At 63.4% G+C, this 13875-nt stretch carries 16 protein-coding genes; 8 read left to right on the top strand and 8 right to left on the bottom strand.

Annotated features, from left to right (window positions below):
• Nucleotides 1–269 precede the first annotated feature (269 nt).
• Nucleotides 270–803 carry a GNAT family N-acetyltransferase gene (locus ACN9MO_RS18700; RefSeq protein ID WP_113131974.1) on the bottom strand — a complete coding sequence of 178 codons (534 nt, stop codon included), beginning with the start codon at nt 801–803 and terminating at the stop codon, nt 270–272.
• Nucleotides 804–805: 2 nt separating this feature from the next.
• Nucleotides 806–1384 (bottom strand): helix-turn-helix domain-containing protein, encoded by a 579-nt coding sequence (locus ACN9MO_RS18695; RefSeq protein WP_162733559.1) that lies wholly within the window; start codon nt 1382–1384, stop codon nt 806–808.
• A gap of 212 nt (nt 1385–1596) precedes the next feature.
• Between ACN9MO_RS18695 and ACN9MO_RS18690 the strand changes: the two genes are divergently transcribed.
• Together ACN9MO_RS18690 and lepA are read left to right on the top strand one after the other, a co-directional pair.
• Nucleotides 1597–2838 carry an MFS transporter gene (locus ACN9MO_RS18690; RefSeq protein ID WP_113131972.1) on the top strand — a complete coding sequence of 414 codons (1242 nt, stop codon included), beginning with the start codon at nt 1597–1599 and terminating at the stop codon, nt 2836–2838.
• 70 nt (nt 2839–2908) lie between these two features.
• Nucleotides 2909–4735, top strand: a complete 1827-nt coding sequence (lepA, locus tag ACN9MO_RS18685; protein WP_425985965.1) for a translation elongation factor 4 — start codon at nt 2909–2911, stop codon at nt 4733–4735.
• Between the two features lie 77 nt (nt 4736–4812).
• On the opposite strand, the gene ACN9MO_RS18680 is transcribed toward lepA, so the two are convergent.
• Genes ACN9MO_RS18680 through ACN9MO_RS18665 form a run of 4 tightly spaced genes read right to left on the bottom strand, consistent with a single transcriptional unit; the run spans nt 4813 to nt 7150 of the window.
• Nucleotides 4813–5325 (bottom strand): GNAT family N-acetyltransferase, encoded by a 513-nt coding sequence (locus tag ACN9MO_RS18680; protein WP_113131971.1) that lies wholly within the window; start codon nt 5323–5325, stop codon nt 4813–4815.
• Nucleotides 5326–5358: 33 nt separating this feature from the next.
• Nucleotides 5359–5922: a sugar O-acetyltransferase gene (locus ACN9MO_RS18675; protein WP_093234332.1), complete on the bottom strand. Its 564-nt coding sequence runs from the start codon at nt 5920–5922 to the stop codon at nt 5359–5361.
• Complete coding sequence (locus ACN9MO_RS18670) at nt 5919–6398, bottom strand: GFA family protein (protein ID WP_113131970.1); 480 nt, start codon at nt 6396–6398, stop codon at nt 5919–5921. Before ACN9MO_RS18670 ends, ACN9MO_RS18675 begins: the two co-directional genes overlap by 4 nt.
• Complete coding sequence (locus ACN9MO_RS18665) at nt 6395–7150, bottom strand: type 1 glutamine amidotransferase (RefSeq protein WP_057247847.1); 756 nt, start codon at nt 7148–7150, stop codon at nt 6395–6397. The genes ACN9MO_RS18670 and ACN9MO_RS18665 overlap by 4 nt, the downstream gene beginning before the upstream one ends.
• A gap of 353 nt (nt 7151–7503) precedes the next feature.
• Here ACN9MO_RS18665 and rnk point away from each other — a divergent pair, with 353 nt between their 5' ends.
• Nucleotides 7504–7917, top strand: coding sequence for a nucleoside diphosphate kinase regulator (gene rnk / locus ACN9MO_RS18660; RefSeq protein WP_093234330.1), 414 nt, complete (start codon nt 7504–7506; stop codon nt 7915–7917).
• A gap of 129 nt (nt 7918–8046) precedes the next feature.
• Here rnk and ACN9MO_RS18655 read toward each other — a convergent pair whose 3' ends face one another.
• Nucleotides 8047–8502 carry a DoxX family protein gene (locus tag ACN9MO_RS18655; protein ID WP_093234329.1) on the bottom strand — a complete coding sequence of 152 codons (456 nt, stop codon included), beginning with the start codon at nt 8500–8502 and terminating at the stop codon, nt 8047–8049.
• Nucleotides 8503–8722: 220 nt separating this feature from the next.
• Between ACN9MO_RS18655 and ACN9MO_RS18650 the strand changes: the two genes are divergently transcribed.
• The gene (locus tag ACN9MO_RS18650; RefSeq protein ID WP_058324536.1) at nt 8723–9004 is read left to right on the top strand and encodes a SelT/SelW/SelH family protein; all 282 of its coding nucleotides are present in this window, start codon (nt 8723–8725) and stop codon (nt 9002–9004) included.
• A 68-nt stretch (nt 9005–9072) separates the two neighbouring features.
• Complete coding sequence (locus tag ACN9MO_RS18645) at nt 9073–9432, top strand: YqaA family protein (protein WP_082615689.1); 360 nt, start codon at nt 9073–9075, stop codon at nt 9430–9432.
• Between the two features lie 35 nt (nt 9433–9467).
• On the opposite strand, the gene ACN9MO_RS18640 is transcribed toward ACN9MO_RS18645, so the two are convergent.
• Nucleotides 9468–10094: a ribonuclease D gene (locus ACN9MO_RS18640; RefSeq protein ID WP_057248232.1), complete on the bottom strand. Its 627-nt coding sequence runs from the start codon at nt 10092–10094 to the stop codon at nt 9468–9470.
• A gap of 108 nt (nt 10095–10202) precedes the next feature.
• On the opposite strand from ACN9MO_RS18640, the gene ACN9MO_RS18635 reads away from it, so the two are divergent.
• The 3 genes from ACN9MO_RS18635 to ACN9MO_RS18625 all read left to right on the top strand — a co-directional run bounded on the left by ACN9MO_RS18635 (nt 10203) and on the right by ACN9MO_RS18625 (nt 13874).
• Nucleotides 10203–10514, top strand: coding sequence for a hypothetical protein (locus ACN9MO_RS18635; RefSeq protein WP_057247842.1), 312 nt, complete (start codon nt 10203–10205; stop codon nt 10512–10514).
• Nucleotides 10515–10689: 175 nt separating this feature from the next.
• Nucleotides 10690–11730: a hydroxyacid dehydrogenase gene (locus tag ACN9MO_RS18630; protein WP_162733558.1), complete on the top strand. Its 1041-nt coding sequence runs from the start codon at nt 10690–10692 to the stop codon at nt 11728–11730.
• A gap of 152 nt (nt 11731–11882) precedes the next feature.
• A complete protein-coding gene (locus ACN9MO_RS18625; RefSeq protein WP_113131969.1) occupies nt 11883–13874 on the top strand; it encodes an adenylate/guanylate cyclase domain-containing protein in 1992 nt (663 codons plus the stop codon).
• Nucleotide 13875: the final 1 nt, after the last annotated feature.

Below are 13875 nucleotides of genomic sequence, written 5' to 3'. Positions count from 1 at the left end.
TCGGGTGCAACGGGCGTGGCGCGGGCAACCTAACCCAAGATTCAGGCTGTTGGCTATCACGGTGGCCGCCCCTCATCCGGCCTGCCGGCCACCTTCTCCCCGCCTGCGGGGCGAAGGGACGTTGCGGCACCTGCTCGCCCGCAATCTCCACTCTCAGCACTTCCTGGGTGACAGGTGCGGCAGCTGAGACATCAGCGGCCTTTCCGCGTCCCCTCTCCCCGCCTGCGGGGGAGAGGGTTAGGGTGAGGGGCAATCTCGGGAATTAGCAATCACTCGCGAAGCGCGATCCGCTTGTAGAAGAACGTGGTGGCGCAGAGCCCGCCTTCCGGCCACATCGCATAATCGGGAATGACGCCAACGCGCTCCCAACCCAGGCGCGGATAGATCGCCTCCGCCTCGCTGCCGGTCGCCGTATCGAGCACCAGCAGCGTCTTGCCGCGCGCCGCCGCTTCGCGTTCGACAGCCTCCATCAACCGCCGCGCCAGGCCCTTGCCGCGGGCTGCGCGATGAACGAGCAACTTCTTGAGATCGCCGCGGTGCGGCTGGTTCGGCATCTGTGCAACGCCGACCTGCACGGTGCCGAGGATGCGGCCCGCTTCCTCCGCCACCATCAGCAGCGTTTCGTTCGCAGCGACGGCCTCGGCGACGCCCTGCCAATAGGCAACCGCGCGTTCCGGCGGATAGGGCTGCATGAAGCCGACCGAGGCGCCACCCTCGACGCAATCGGATAGTACCTCGGCAAGCGCCGGCATGGCGGCGCGGGCCTGGGTTTCATCGAGCAGACGGATCAGGATATCGGACATGATCAAACCTTCGTGCGGCAAAGGACGACGGCATAGTGAGCCGGCTCATCGTGGGGATTGTGGAAGATGTGACCAGCCCCCAACCCCATGAACAGGCAGTCGCCTGCTTCCAGCGAATGGGAGCCGGATTCGGTTGTCAGTTCCAGCCGACCGGAGAAGAGCCAGAGGTGTTGGGTAATCCCTCGGTCAGACGGCTGCCGCTCGAAGACGACGCGCGCACCCGGCGGAAACTCGACCTCGACGATATCGACGGGCGAGCCGAGGCCATCCGGAGAGACGGAGCGGCGCAGATAGCCGGATTCCGGATCGCGCCAGAGGCGCTGGTCTGCACGCTTTGCAAGCGGAGATGCCTCCTTGGCCTCGAAGGCGAAGAGCGCTGACAGCGTGGTGCTGAGCGCGCTGCAGAGCTTGGCGAGAAGCTGGGCCGTTGGGCTCGCCTCACCACGCTCGATACGCGAGATCATCGCCCGGCTGACGCCGGAGCTGGCGGCAAGCTCATCGAGCGTCAGGTTCTGCTCAGTGCGCAGGGTGCGAATGCGCTCGCCGATGGCATGTTCGAGGGGGTCGGTGATGTTTTCCATTATTTGAGATTGCATTTCTCATATAGTAGAGTCAAGACTTGGAAAGACTGAAAATACGGGCATGCGATGCCGCTTTGGCGACAGCGCATCGACAGCCTTTCGGCTATGGTGGCGGCTTCGTGAGCAGAAACGAGAAAAGCTTACACTTCAATACTTTAGATAGTTCTCATCCAGCGCGCCCCAAGGCGCGGCCTTCCATCGACAGGTTGGACATGACAACGCAGCCCTCTTCGCTGACCTCGATCGCCAGTATCGTTGCCTCGATGACTTCGGTCGCGATCGGCAACGGCATGATGCTCGCCTATGTGCCGTTTGCGCTGACGCGCTCGGACGCGCCGGACTGGGTGCCGGGCGCTGCGGTGACGATGATTGCCTTTGGCGGGCTCGTCGGCTGCGTCATCGCCGGGCCGATGATCCGCCGCGTCGGCCATGCCCGCGCCTTCTCGTGCTCGATGGCCCTTGTCATCCTCTCGGCACTGACGATCGCGCTCGGCATGCACCCGCTTCTCTGGGTACTCGCCCGCGGCCTTTATGGCGCATCCGGCAACACCAATTTCATTATCGCCCAGAGCTGGCTCAACCATGCGAGTGAGAACCACTGGCGCGGCAAGGCGATGGCGCTGTTCTACATGGCCTATGTCATCGGGCTCGGAACCGGCGCCTGGCTGTTCGGGCAGATCCCGGCCGACGGCAACCTGCCGCCACTCGTGACCATCTTCTTCACCGCCCTTGCGCTTCTGCCGATCGGGCTCACACGGCTGCCAACACCACCGGCACCGGCCAAGGTCAGCATCGATATCCCGATGGTCTGGCGCAATTCCCCCGTTGCCTTCATCGGCGTGCTTGCCGCCGGCGGCCTGTCGATGGTGGTGCAGGGCTTCACGCCGATCTATGCGGCCGCCAATGATGTCAGCCAGCGCGACGTCGCCAATCTGATGTTCGTCATGCAGTTTGGGCTCATCGCCATCCAGTATCCGATGGGCACGCTGTCCGACCGGATCGACCGACGCCTTGTGCTGATCGGCACCTGCCTGTTGATCCTTGTCGCCGGTTTCTTCGCGCTCTCCGCCTCCTTCAGCAATCTGATCCTCTTGATGCTGGTCTTTGCGCTCTTTGCCGGCGCGGTCGAGACGGTCTATTCGATCGCCAACGCCCATGCCAACGACCGTACGGATCCCGCCGATTTCGTGCCGCTTGCCAGCACCATGCTGGTCGCCTGGTCGATCGCCGCGACCGTCGTGCCGATGCTGGTGACGCTGCTGACACCTGTGTTCGGCCAGCGCACTTTCATCTATGCGGCGATGGCGGTCGCAGCACTTTATGCGCTCTTCGTGCTCATGCGACTGAGGAAACGCGACGAGGTGCCAGCAGCCGAGCGCGAAAGCTTCGAGATCAGGAGCGCACAGGTGCCGAATGCCGGCGCGCTGGTCGATGCTGAGGCAGGCGCCGAATAGCCGGATTTATAGTGAACGAAGCCTTCATTTCCCGCTTTGCGGCGGTTGAAGGCACTGCTATATGCGGCCCATGAGCACAACATCTTCGAAGACGCCCCTTTCGCATATCCGCAACTTCTCGATCGTGGCCCACATCGACCACGGCAAGTCGACGCTTGCCGACCGGCTGATCCAGTCCACCGGCGGTCTCGCCGAGCGGGAAATGTCCGAGCAGGTGCTCGACAGCATGGATATCGAACGCGAACGCGGCATCACCATCAAGGCCCAGACGGTGCGTCTGCACTACAAGGCCAATGATGGCGAAACCTATGTGCTCAACCTCATCGACACGCCCGGCCACGTCGACTTCGCCTATGAAGTCTCGCGCTCGCTGTCTGCCTGCGAAGGCTCGCTGCTCGTCGTTGACGCTTCGCAGGGCGTCGAAGCCCAGACGCTCGCCAACGTCTACCAGGCGATCGACAACAACCACGAGCTCGTCACCGTGCTCAACAAAATCGACCTGCCGGCGGCCGAACCGGACCGCATCAAGGAACAGATCGAGGAAGTGATCGGCATCGACGCCTCGGACGCGGTGCTGATTTCGGCCAAGACCGGCCTCGGCATTCCCGACGTGCTCGAAGCGATCGTCACCAAGCTGCCGGCGCCGAAGAGCGACGGCGGCGATGCGGCCCCCTTGAAGGCGCTGCTGGTCGACAGCTGGTACGACACCTATCTCGGCGTCATGGTTCTCGTGCGCATCATCGACGGCACGCTCAAGAAGGGCATGACCATCCGGATGATGGGCACCGACGCCAAGTACACGATCGAACGTGTCGGCGTGCTGACGCCGAAGATGGTCGCGATGGATGCGCTCGGCCCGGGCGAGATCGGCTTCATCACCGCCTCGATCAAGGAAGTGGCCGATACCCGCGTCGGCGACACCATCACCGAAGACAAGCGCCCGACCGCCAAGGCGCTGCCGGGCTTCAAGCCGGCACAGCCGGTGGTGTTCTGCGGCCTCTTCCCGGTTGACGCCGCCGATTTCGAGGACCTGCGTTCGGCCATGGGCAAGCTGCGCCTCAACGACGCGTCGTTCTCCTTCGAAATGGAATCGTCCGCAGCTCTCGGCTTCGGCTTCCGCTGCGGCTTCCTCGGTCTGCTGCACCTTGAAATCATCCAGGAACGGCTGGAGCGCGAGTTCGACCTCGACCTGATCGCGACGGCCCCTTCGGTCGTCTACAAGCTGTTCATGACCGACGGCTCGGAACGCGAGCTGCACAACCCGGCCGACATGCCCGACGTCGTCAAGATCGCCGAGATCCACGAGCCGTGGATCCGTGCGACGATCCTGACGCCCGACGACTATCTCGGTGGCATCCTGAAGCTCTGCCAGGACCGGCGCGGCATCCAGATCGAGCTGACCTATGTCGGCACCCGCGCGATGCTGACCTACGACCTGCCGCTCAACGAAGTCGTCTTCGACTTCTACGACCGCCTGAAATCGATCTCCAAGGGCTACGCCTCGTTCGACTACCAGATCACCGACCACAAGGAAGGCAACCTTGTGAAGATGTCGATCCTCGTCAACGGCGAGCCGGTCGACGCCCTGTCAATGATGGTACACCGGATGGCGGCGGAAAAGCGCGGTCGCGAGATGTGCGAGAAGCTCAAGGAACTGATCCCGAAGCACATGTTCAAGATCCCGATCCAGGCGGCAATCGGCGGCAATGTTATCGCCCGCGAAACCATCTCCGCGCTGCGCAAGGACGTGACGGCCAAGTGCTACGGCGGCGACGCCACCCGCAAGCGCAAGCTTCTGGAAAAGCAGAAGGCCGGCAAGAAGCGCATGCGCCAGTTCGGCAAGGTGGAGATCCCGCAGGAAGCGTTCATCGCCGCACTCAAGATGGGCGACGAGTAAGCGGCAGAACCGCATGCTTCTACGTTTGAAAAGGGCGGCCTCGGGTCGCCCTTTTTGGTTTGCCACTAAGACGCGCGTCAGTCCGCGTCGAGCAAATACCGCTTCGAAGTCCGATCCACCAGCCGCCCGTCACTCAGCGGCACCGCCTTATCAATCTTGTAGTCTGTGAAGCCCATCCTGCCGTAATAGGTGAGGCCGCCCACGTTGTCGGCGCGGATGGTGGCGTTGAGCGCCTTGAAGCCGATGGAACGGGCGTGGTCGCGGGTGGCCTCGAAAAGCGCCGTGCCGGCGCCTTTGACCTTGTTGCCGGGGCGGGAGAAGGTGCCGATATCGGCCCAATCCTTGGGTATTCCGTCCGAGCGCTCCAGTCCCTGGAAAGCGCAAGGCTCACCATTCTCATCCTCCGCAACGAAGCAACTGACGAAGCCGGGACCTTCGAGATAGTGTTCCGCAAAGTTTTTTGGCGTGAACGGCGTCTGATGGGCGGTGGTGCCGCCGATCCGGATGATCTCGTTGAGGAAGGCGCACAGAACAGGCGCATCGTCCCGCCGCGCCGGGCGCACATGGATCGTTTTCGTCGCATCGACCATAAGAAAAACACTCCTTGAAAAGGTCTAAAGTATTCAGTTTCCTGCACGCGGCAGCGGGCGTGCCGGGTTTCCGGCGACGGTCGCCCCGGCGGGCACATCCTTCGTCACCACCGCGCCGGCGCCGACAATCGCACCATCGCCGATCGTCACACCGCCCAGGATGATGGCGCCGCCGCCGATCCAGACATCCGCGCCGATCGTCACCGGGCGGGCGACTTCGAGGCCCTGGCCACGCAGAACCGCGTCCTTGTGGTGCTCGGCACAATAGATCTGCACGCTCGGTCCCAGCATCGTGCCCTCGCCGATCGTCACCCGACCGCTGTCGAGGATCGTGCAGCCGGCGTTGAGATAGACGCGGGCGCCGAGACTTGTGTTGATGCCGTAGGAGCAATGGAACGGTGCTTCGATGAAGACGTCATCGGCAACCGCACCGAACAGTGCACGCAAAGCCGGCGCCATGCTTCCGCGCGCGGCCGGTGACATGGTGTTGTGCTGGTGGACCGCTTCGCGTGCCGTCAGTCGAAGCGCATCGAGCTCGGCATCGAGGCACGAGTACCATTCACCTGCGGCCATCTTGTCGCGTTCGCTGGCGGTCATGCTCTTGCCTTTGCTTCCGCCGCTTCGCGCCGGGCCAGGCTTTCGGCCGGCCACATCGTCTTCATGTCGTAATAGATCTCGAAGGCTGGAGCGCCGCCTTCGAGCGACAGCCCCTCCACCTTGGAGCGAGTGAAAATGTGCGCATCCGGCGAGAAGTCCGAGGGACGGTCGAGGCTCGCGATGCGGAGGAAGGAGAGCCAGCCGCGCCGGCCATAGTCGCTCCAGAGCGCCGTCTGGCATTCGGCGCAGCGATAAACGTCGTGCGGGCGGCCACTGTCGGTGGGGAGCGTCACCATGACGGGCTCGCCCTCGGTGAGCTCGATATTTTCGCGCTCGATAACGCCGTTGACAACGAAAGCGCTGCCGACCTGGCGCTGGCAATCGCTGCAATGGCAGCAATTGACGAACATCGGCGCGGCCTTCAGCCGGTATCGGATCCTGCCGCAGAAGCAACCGCCGTTTAGTGTCTCGCTCATCTGTCCATCTCCTCCAATACCGGATCCGCGATCGCGGCGGCGCCCACACGCCGACCGATCGTCGCCACCCAGGCGCGCGCCAGCGTCAGGCCGGCAGCATCGGCTTCCCGGCCATGGCGGGCGGCGTGCTCACGATAGCGGGCAAGCCAGGTGGGATCGAGCCGGTTGATCGTATCCGGGAACGCACGGTTCCAGTCCTCGACGAGATGGGTGTCCGCCTCGAAATGAAATTGGGTGCCATAGGCGGCGCGGCCGATGCGGAAGGCCTGATGGGTGGTGACGGCGTTTTCGGCGAGATGCACGGCGCCCTCGGGCAGGGTGAAGGTATCGCCGTGCCATTGGAAGATCGGGAAGCTCTCACCGACGCTGGACAGCACCGGGTCCTCAGCGCCTTCGCCGCGCACCTGGATCTGGCACCAGCCGAACTCTTTGGCGGCGCCCAGCAGATTTTCCCCGCCATAGGCGCGCGCAAGAAGCTGGCTTCCGAGGCAGATGCCAAGCACGGAGCGTCCGCTGTCCCCGAAGGCGCGCATCAGTGCGGCGAGTTCAGGCAAATAGGGATAGGTGGCATCGTCAAGCGCGCTCTGCTCGCCGCCAAGGACGACGAGCGCATCATAACCTTCGGGCGTTGCAGGAACGGTTTCGCCCAGATAGGCGCGGTGGATCTCGATCTGCGCCTTGACCTCGCGAAGCGCCGTGCCCACCTGGCCGAGCTCGGTCTTCGCCATGTTTTCAACCACCAATACCCGCATCGTCACCTTCCCTTCGCCGTCGCGAACCGAGATTGAACACGAGCGTGGCCGCTGTTCAAGAGGCGCGATGATCCGCCCTGCGCTTTGCGCTTCCGCCACGGGCCTTGACTTCCCGGTCAAACTTTCCGACCTTTGGGGCATCATGATGTCGACGATTTCTTCCTATCACTGCTTCCGGGTGTGCCCGATCGCAGGAACCTGACCCCAGCCCGGATGCTTGCGCTCTCCGGGTAAGGGGAGCCTTTCGCGTCGGCAGAAGAAATTTTAGACGCGGCTGAACGAGCGCCGAAATCCCAGAAAATTGATTCCGAGTGCGCCCGTGGGCGCCAAGGCCGAACACGGCAGGTCACATCATGGCGGCATCCCGCAAGAAACTTCCCCCCATCATCGTCAATGCCGAGGATCACAAGCGGCTGACGGCGCTGGCGTCCTCCGCGCTCGACCGCGTGCCCGACGTGGCCGAAGCGCTGCTCTGCGAGCTCGACCGCGCCCGCATCGGCGCACCGGAGGCGCTGCCTGCCGACAGCGTGCAGATGGGCTCCACCGTTGCCTTCGAGGCGGATAACGGCTTTGCCAAGCGGGTGACGCTCGTCTATCCCGGCGAGGCCGACATCGAGGCCGGACGCATCTCGGTGCTGACACCTGTTGGAGCGGCCTTGATCGGCCTTTCCGTCGGTCAGTCGATCGACTGGCAGGATCGGTCGGGCAAGGTCCACCGCATGACCATTCGCAGCGTGACGCCCCAAGCAATTCCAGGAAAAGTGTGAAACGGTTTCCATCCGGAATTGCGTATTCCCTGAAGGCAGGCCGGCGGCATGGGCACTACGTGTCGCCAAACGAAAACGGGGAGGCCGGTCTTCACCGCCTCCCCGTTTCCCTGGTCATCGTTCGATCAATCAGAACTGCTTGCCGAGCTTTGCGTCGACCGACTGGCTGTTGGCGCCACGGATGGCGAAGAAGAACAGGATCGCCGCCCAGAGGATGGATTTCTCCGCGCCGAAGAGACCCTCGCCCTGCACGATGCCGTGGAAGTAGACGGTGACGAGCAGAACGATCATGCCGGCGAAAGCAGCCGGGCGCGTCAGCAGGCCGATCGCGATCAGGATGCCGCCGAAGAATTCGGTGGCGGAAAGAAGCGGCGACCAGAAGACACCCGGATAGAAGCCGAGGCCTTCAACCATGCCGATCGCGCCGAAGGGATCGGTGATCTTGCCGAAGCCGTGGACCGCGAGCAGGGCACCCGCCAGAACACGCAGCAGCGTCTCGGCTGATGTATCCAGCGGCAGATAAATTTTTTCCAGAGCCGGCAGGATGGTACGCGGGCGGGAACTGGAAGCGGTGACGTCGGTCATGAATGGCCTCTCCGGCGGTTGGGGTGCGACAATTTGTGCAATGCCGCATTGTCTCGCCGCGACGGCAGCGCAAAGCAAGCTATCCCCCGATAAAAACATGACTAGATTTGTTGACAATTATGTGAGCAGGACGTGAGCATCTGAGGCGGAGCGACGCAGTTGTTTCCACCTGGCGCCGCCGGTATGGTCGCCGCCCCGACACACGTCCGAGACCAGGCCGATGGATCCGAAACCGCGTATCACCATCCTCTATTGCACCCAATGCAACTGGCTGCTGCGCGCCGGCTGGATGGCACAGGAACTGCTGCAGACCTTCGGGCAATCGCTCGGCGAAGTGGCGCTCATTCCCGGCACCGGCGGCAATTTCGAGATCCGCGTCGATGACGCGCTCGTCTGGGAACGCAAGCGCGACGGCGGCTTCCCCGGTCCCAAGGAACTGAAACAGCGCATCCGCGACATCATCGAGCCGGAGCGCGATCTCGGCCATACGGACAGGAGCTGATCCTGGATTTCGGAATTCTTGCCGGCGTCTTTTCCGCTGCGTTCCTGTCGGCGACGCTGCTCTTTGGCATGTCGGAGGCTGCAGTCGTTGCCGCCGCCTTGCATGGAGAAACAAGCCGCCCTGCCCTGTTCGTTGCGGCAACGCTCGGCAACGTGCTCGGCGCCGTCGTCAACTTCGCGCTGGGGCGCTTCCTGATCCGCTTCGAAGGTCGACGCTGGTTTCCGGTTTCTCCGGCAAGCCGACAGAAGGCGGAGGCGCTCTTTGCCCGCTACGGCCAGCCGGTGCTGCTGCTTTCCTGGCTGCCCGTCATCGGCGACCCGCTGACGCTGGTCGCCGGCCTGTTGCGCATGAAGCTGCCGCTATTCCTGCTGTTCGTCGCCATCGGCAAGGCGGCACGTTATGCCGTCGTCCTGTACCTGACGCCCTGACGCCAAGCAAAGCGATCAGACGTTGCGATCACGGCTCAGCTGTGAGCGAAGATATCCGTCTCGTCCCAGCCCAGCAGATCAAGCTTGGAGCGCGTAGGCAGGAAGGCAAAGCAGGCGTCGGCATGCTCCATGCGGCCGTCGCGAAGCAGGCGGGCCGTCAGCTTGTCGCGCAGCGCATGCAGGTGCAGTACATCGGAAGCCGCATATTCGAGCTGCGCCGGCGAGAGGATGTCCGCCGCCCAATCGGACGACTGCTGCTGCTTGGAAATGTCGACGTCGAGCATTTCCTTGAGATTGTCCTTGAGGCCGTGGCGGTCGGTATAGGTCCGGGTCAGCCGCGAGGCGATCTTGGTGCAGAAAACCGGCGTCGTCGTCACTCCGAACGTGTGGAAGAGCACGGCGATATCGAAGCGGCCGAAGTGGAAAATCTTCTGGCGGGCCGGATCGGCGAGCATGGCGACGAGGTTCGGCGCTTGCCTCTGGCCGGCGGCGATGCGGATGACGTCGGCGGTGCCGTCGCCCGGCGAAAGCTGTACGACACAGAGGCGGTCACGGCGGGGGATGAGACCAAGCGTTTCAGTGTCGATGGCGATCGCACCGGTATAGCGCGCAGCATCGGCTGCGGAAATGTCGCCTTCATGGACCCGTATTGCATTCGCCATCGAAAATCCCCAGATCAAACGAAGTGGTGTGGCCTATAGCGCAAGTTTGGCGCCGGCGATACCGTTACCGTATCCCGCCAGACGGTCGCCCGTTCGAAAGTCCTGACAATGACGTCTTTTCGCTCCGCTCTCGCCCTTTCGGCCCTCGCGCTGACTTTGGGGCTCTCCATCGTCCCGGCAACGGCACAGACCTACCGGGACCTGCCCGGCGTGCGCCAGATGGATCCGCTGAATGGCGGCGGAGACCATACCGTCTGCGAACAGACCTTCGTCGACCGCAACTATCCGTTCGAATCGACGGCCCGCGGCGGCCCCGTCTACGACACGATCTACAATTGCCGCCGCGGTGATGGACCGGTCTTCCAGGGCAGCGACCTGCCGCCGTCGCTCTATCGCCAGAAACGCGGCCTCGGCTATTGAAGCAGGCGTGCCTCGGCGCCCGTCGCGTTGCTCGCAAGCTTGCCTCCTCGACGACCACGCCGCTTAGCCTGACGGTACGGAAGCGGGACTGCCTCCGCCTACAGCACTTTGAATTGCTGCATGTTTTCATCCTTGAATCGGTTACGATCAAAGGAAACATGCAGTGGGAGGAACCATGCCCGATATTATGGCCAACAATCGGCCGCTTGCCATCAGCGCGCCCGCTCCACGCACGCTTGACCTGATCTTCACGCCGCAGGCGCTGAAGGACCTGCACCAGCGTTACCGGATCGTCGAAGCCGAATCGGACGATATCGCCGGGCTTAGCGACGATATCCTGTCCGAAGCGCGCTACATCATCGGCCAGCCGCCGCTCGATCATGCAACGCTCCAGCGCATGGGACAACTCCGGGCGATCCTCAATGTCGAGAGCAACCTGATCAACAACATGCCCTACGAGGTGCTGTTTGCGCGCGGCATCCATGTGGTGACCACCGGTCAGGTCTTTGCCGAACCGGTCGCCGAACTCGGCCTTGCCATGGCGCTCAACATCGCCCGCGGCATCGTCGACGCCGACCTTGCCTTCCGCGAAGGCCGTGAACTGTGGGGCGGCGACGGCAACCGATCGGCGCGGCTTCTCGCCGGCGCCGACATCGGCATCATCGGCTTCGGCGATCTCGGCAAGGCGCTGAACCGCGTGCTCTCCGGTTTCCGCGCCAGGATCCGCGTCTTCGATCCCTGGATGCCTGCCTCGATCCTGAGGGACAACGGCGTCGAGCCGGCATCGCTCGATACGGTCCTCGGCGACAGCGACTTCGTCTTCGTCGTCGCATCGGTCACCAGCGAGAACGAAGGCTTCCTCGGCGAAAAGGCCTTTGCCCGCATGCGCCCTGGCGCTGCCTTCATCCTCTTGAGCCGCGCCGGCGTCGTTGATTTCGATGCGCTGATGGCGGCGGTCGCACGCGGCCATATCGTGGCGGCCAGCGACGTCTTTCCGGAAGAGCCGCTACCGCTCGATCATCCGGTTCGCCGCCTGCCAGGTTTCCTGCGCTCCGCCCACCGCGCCGGCGCGCTCGACAGCGCCTTCAAGAAGATGGGCGACATGGTGCTCGAGGACATGGATCTGATGGACCGCAACCTGCCGCCGATGCGCTGCAAGCGGGCCGAGCGGGAAACCGTCGCGCGCATGCGCTCGAAACCGGTGACGGCGAACTGACCCAGCGATTTTTTGAGGCGGGTGTCGGCGGGGCGTGCATCCCGCCGGTTAACGTGTTTTATGGGAATCGCATTTAACTTTCCTTGCACATGCGACCATCCTTGCACGCTAAGGTCGTCGCCAGTTGATCGGTACGGAAGCAGAGAACCGCAATGGCAGACACGGCGTCCGGTGCTCGACAAGGCAGAACACGCGATGGCTGGAACAGCTCGCTGCGGTCGCTGTTCAGCCTGGTCATCGTCACCATGCTGATTGTCGTCTCGGCCACACTCGTCGGGCTCGATTATCATCGCTCGCGCAACGCCGCGATCGCCGACGCCGAGGCCAATATGCGCGGCTTCATGAACCGCCTCGTGGATCGACTGGGCGTGCTCTCGGGCGATACCTCGGCCCTCGTCAACCTCGTTTCCTCGGTCGCCAACTCCTTCCTCGTGCCGCCGCCGGAGCGCATGAACGACAAGGTGGCGGTGCTGCGCGAGGGCATCACCCGCTCGCCGCATATTGACGGGGTCTATGTCGGCTATCCCAACGGTGCTTTCTTTCAGGTGGTCGATCTCAAGCAGGTCGCCTGGCGCATGGCGCTGGACGCGCCACGTGGTGCTGCCATGGCCGTGCGCTCGATGGAAAAGGATGCGAGCGGCAAGTCTCTGCAGCGCGTGCTCTTCCTCGACAAGGACGGCACGCAGTTTTCCGAGCGGCGGCTGCCACCTACCGGCTTCGACCCGCGGACCAGGCCGTGGTATCGCGCGGCGGTCAACGGAAAGGCCGCGGTCTCGACCGGCCCTTATGAAAGTGCCACCACCGAAACGCTGGGCATGACGATCTCGCAAGCGCATCGGGGCAATCCGGAGATCGTCATCGGCGCGGACGTCATTCTCGATACGATCACCGATTTCCTGGCCCGCGAGCGGCTGACGGCCGGGTCCGTCTCCTTCATCCTCGATGCCGTCGGGCGTCCGATCATCCACTCGGACCTGGTGATGATGCGACGCATCATGGCGGCGAAGGACAAGGATAGCCCGATCGTGCAGGCCGAGAGCGATCCCTTGATCCAGAGCATCCGCCTCAATCCGCCTAAGCCCGGCAAGGCCGACTTCGTCGAGGTCGGAGACCGAACCTATCTCGTCATGGTGACGCCGCTCGAATCCGCGCTGCTTCTCTCCGGCAACCGCGCCGTGGTGGCGGCGCCGCTGGACGAGTTGATGGCGGAGGCCAACCAGACGCTCGTGCAAGGGCTGGCGATTTCCGGATCGGTCGTGGCGCTCGCGGTGCTCGCTTCGCTGGTGCTTGCGCATTTGATCACCAAGGGGCTCAACCAGCTGACGGCCAGCGCCAACCGGCTGCAGGATCTCGACTTCACGACGCCCATCGACGTCTCGTCGCATGTCAGCGAGATCTCCACGCTCGGCGGGGCCATGAACCGGGCGCGAGACGCGATCTTCACCTTCGCGCTCTATGTGCCCAAGGAACTGGTGCGCAAGGGCATCGAGTCCGGTCAGTTCAGCGGACGCTCCGCCTGGCGACAGGAGGTGACGGCGCTCTTCACCGACATCTACGACTTCACCACGCTCAGCGAAAAATATCCGCCGGAAGATGTAGTGGCGATGCTGTCGGAGTATTTCGACATCTTCAGCGAGACCGTCGGAGAACACGACGGAACGATCATCCAGTTCCTCGGCGATTCGGTGTTCGCGATGTGGAACGCACCGGCGGCGGACGAAAAGCACGCAGAACATGCCTGTCGGTGCGCGCTGGCGGTCGAGGAACGCTTGCGTGTCTTCAACGAGGCGCAGCGTCAAAAGGGTCTTCCGGAGTTCCGCACCCGTTTCGGCATTCATACCGGCACCGCCGTCGTCGGCAATGTCGGCGCGAAGGAGCGACTGCAATATACGGCGATGGGCGATACGGTGAACGTCGCCTCCCGCCTGGAAGGCATGAACAAGAACTACGACACCACGATCATGGCGAGCGGCGCCGTCGTCGCCCATGCCGGCACCGCTATCCGCTTCCGGCCCCTCGGCTCGGCGCAGGCGAAGGGCCGCGCCTCTGCGTTGGAGATCTATGAGGTGCTGGGCGCAGAGCCGGCAGCCGCAGACATGCCGGCAACCAAGCCGGAAGGCACGCAAGGCGGGGAAAGCGTATAGG

The organism is Ensifer sp. R-19, from assembly GCF_049905105.1.
In the GTDB taxonomy this organism is placed as follows: Bacteria; Pseudomonadota; Alphaproteobacteria; order Rhizobiales; family Rhizobiaceae; genus Ensifer.
The sequence above is the reverse complement of the archived record's forward strand: the minus strand, read 5'-3'. Positions and strand labels throughout refer to the sequence as shown.

Coding starts and splice junctions, on each gene's coding strand:
- ACN9MO_RS18700 (WP_113131974.1), bottom strand. CDS start 803: ATGTCCGATATCCTGATCCGTCTGCTCGATGAAACCCAGGCCCGCGCC.
- ACN9MO_RS18695 (WP_162733559.1), bottom strand. CDS start 1,384: ATGGAAAACATCACCGACCCCCTCGAACATGCCATCGGCGAGCGCATT.
- ACN9MO_RS18690 (WP_113131972.1), top strand. CDS start 1,597: ATGACAACGCAGCCCTCTTCGCTGACCTCGATCGCCAGTATCGTTGCC.
- lepA (WP_425985965.1), top strand. CDS start 2,909: ATGAGCACAACATCTTCGAAGACGCCCCTTTCGCATATCCGCAACTTC.
- ACN9MO_RS18680 (WP_113131971.1), bottom strand. CDS start 5,325: ATGGTCGATGCGACGAAAACGATCCATGTGCGCCCGGCGCGGCGGGAC.
- ACN9MO_RS18675 (WP_093234332.1), bottom strand. CDS start 5,922: ATGACCGCCAGCGAACGCGACAAGATGGCCGCAGGTGAATGGTACTCG.
- ACN9MO_RS18670 (WP_113131970.1), bottom strand. CDS start 6,398: ATGAGCGAGACACTAAACGGCGGTTGCTTCTGCGGCAGGATCCGATAC.
- ACN9MO_RS18665 (WP_057247847.1), bottom strand. CDS start 7,150: ATGCGGGTATTGGTGGTTGAAAACATGGCGAAGACCGAGCTCGGCCAG.
- rnk (WP_093234330.1), top strand. CDS start 7,504: ATGGCGGCATCCCGCAAGAAACTTCCCCCCATCATCGTCAATGCCGAG.
- ACN9MO_RS18655 (WP_093234329.1), bottom strand. CDS start 8,502: ATGACCGACGTCACCGCTTCCAGTTCCCGCCCGCGTACCATCCTGCCG.
- ACN9MO_RS18650 (WP_058324536.1), top strand. CDS start 8,723: ATGGATCCGAAACCGCGTATCACCATCCTCTATTGCACCCAATGCAAC.
- ACN9MO_RS18645 (WP_082615689.1), top strand. CDS start 9,073: ATGTCGGAGGCTGCAGTCGTTGCCGCCGCCTTGCATGGAGAAACAAGC.
- ACN9MO_RS18640 (WP_057248232.1), bottom strand. CDS start 10,094: ATGGCGAATGCAATACGGGTCCATGAAGGCGACATTTCCGCAGCCGAT.
- ACN9MO_RS18635 (WP_057247842.1), top strand. CDS start 10,203: ATGACGTCTTTTCGCTCCGCTCTCGCCCTTTCGGCCCTCGCGCTGACT.
- ACN9MO_RS18630 (WP_162733558.1), top strand. CDS start 10,690: ATGCCCGATATTATGGCCAACAATCGGCCGCTTGCCATCAGCGCGCCC.
- ACN9MO_RS18625 (WP_113131969.1), top strand. CDS start 11,883: ATGGCAGACACGGCGTCCGGTGCTCGACAAGGCAGAACACGCGATGGC.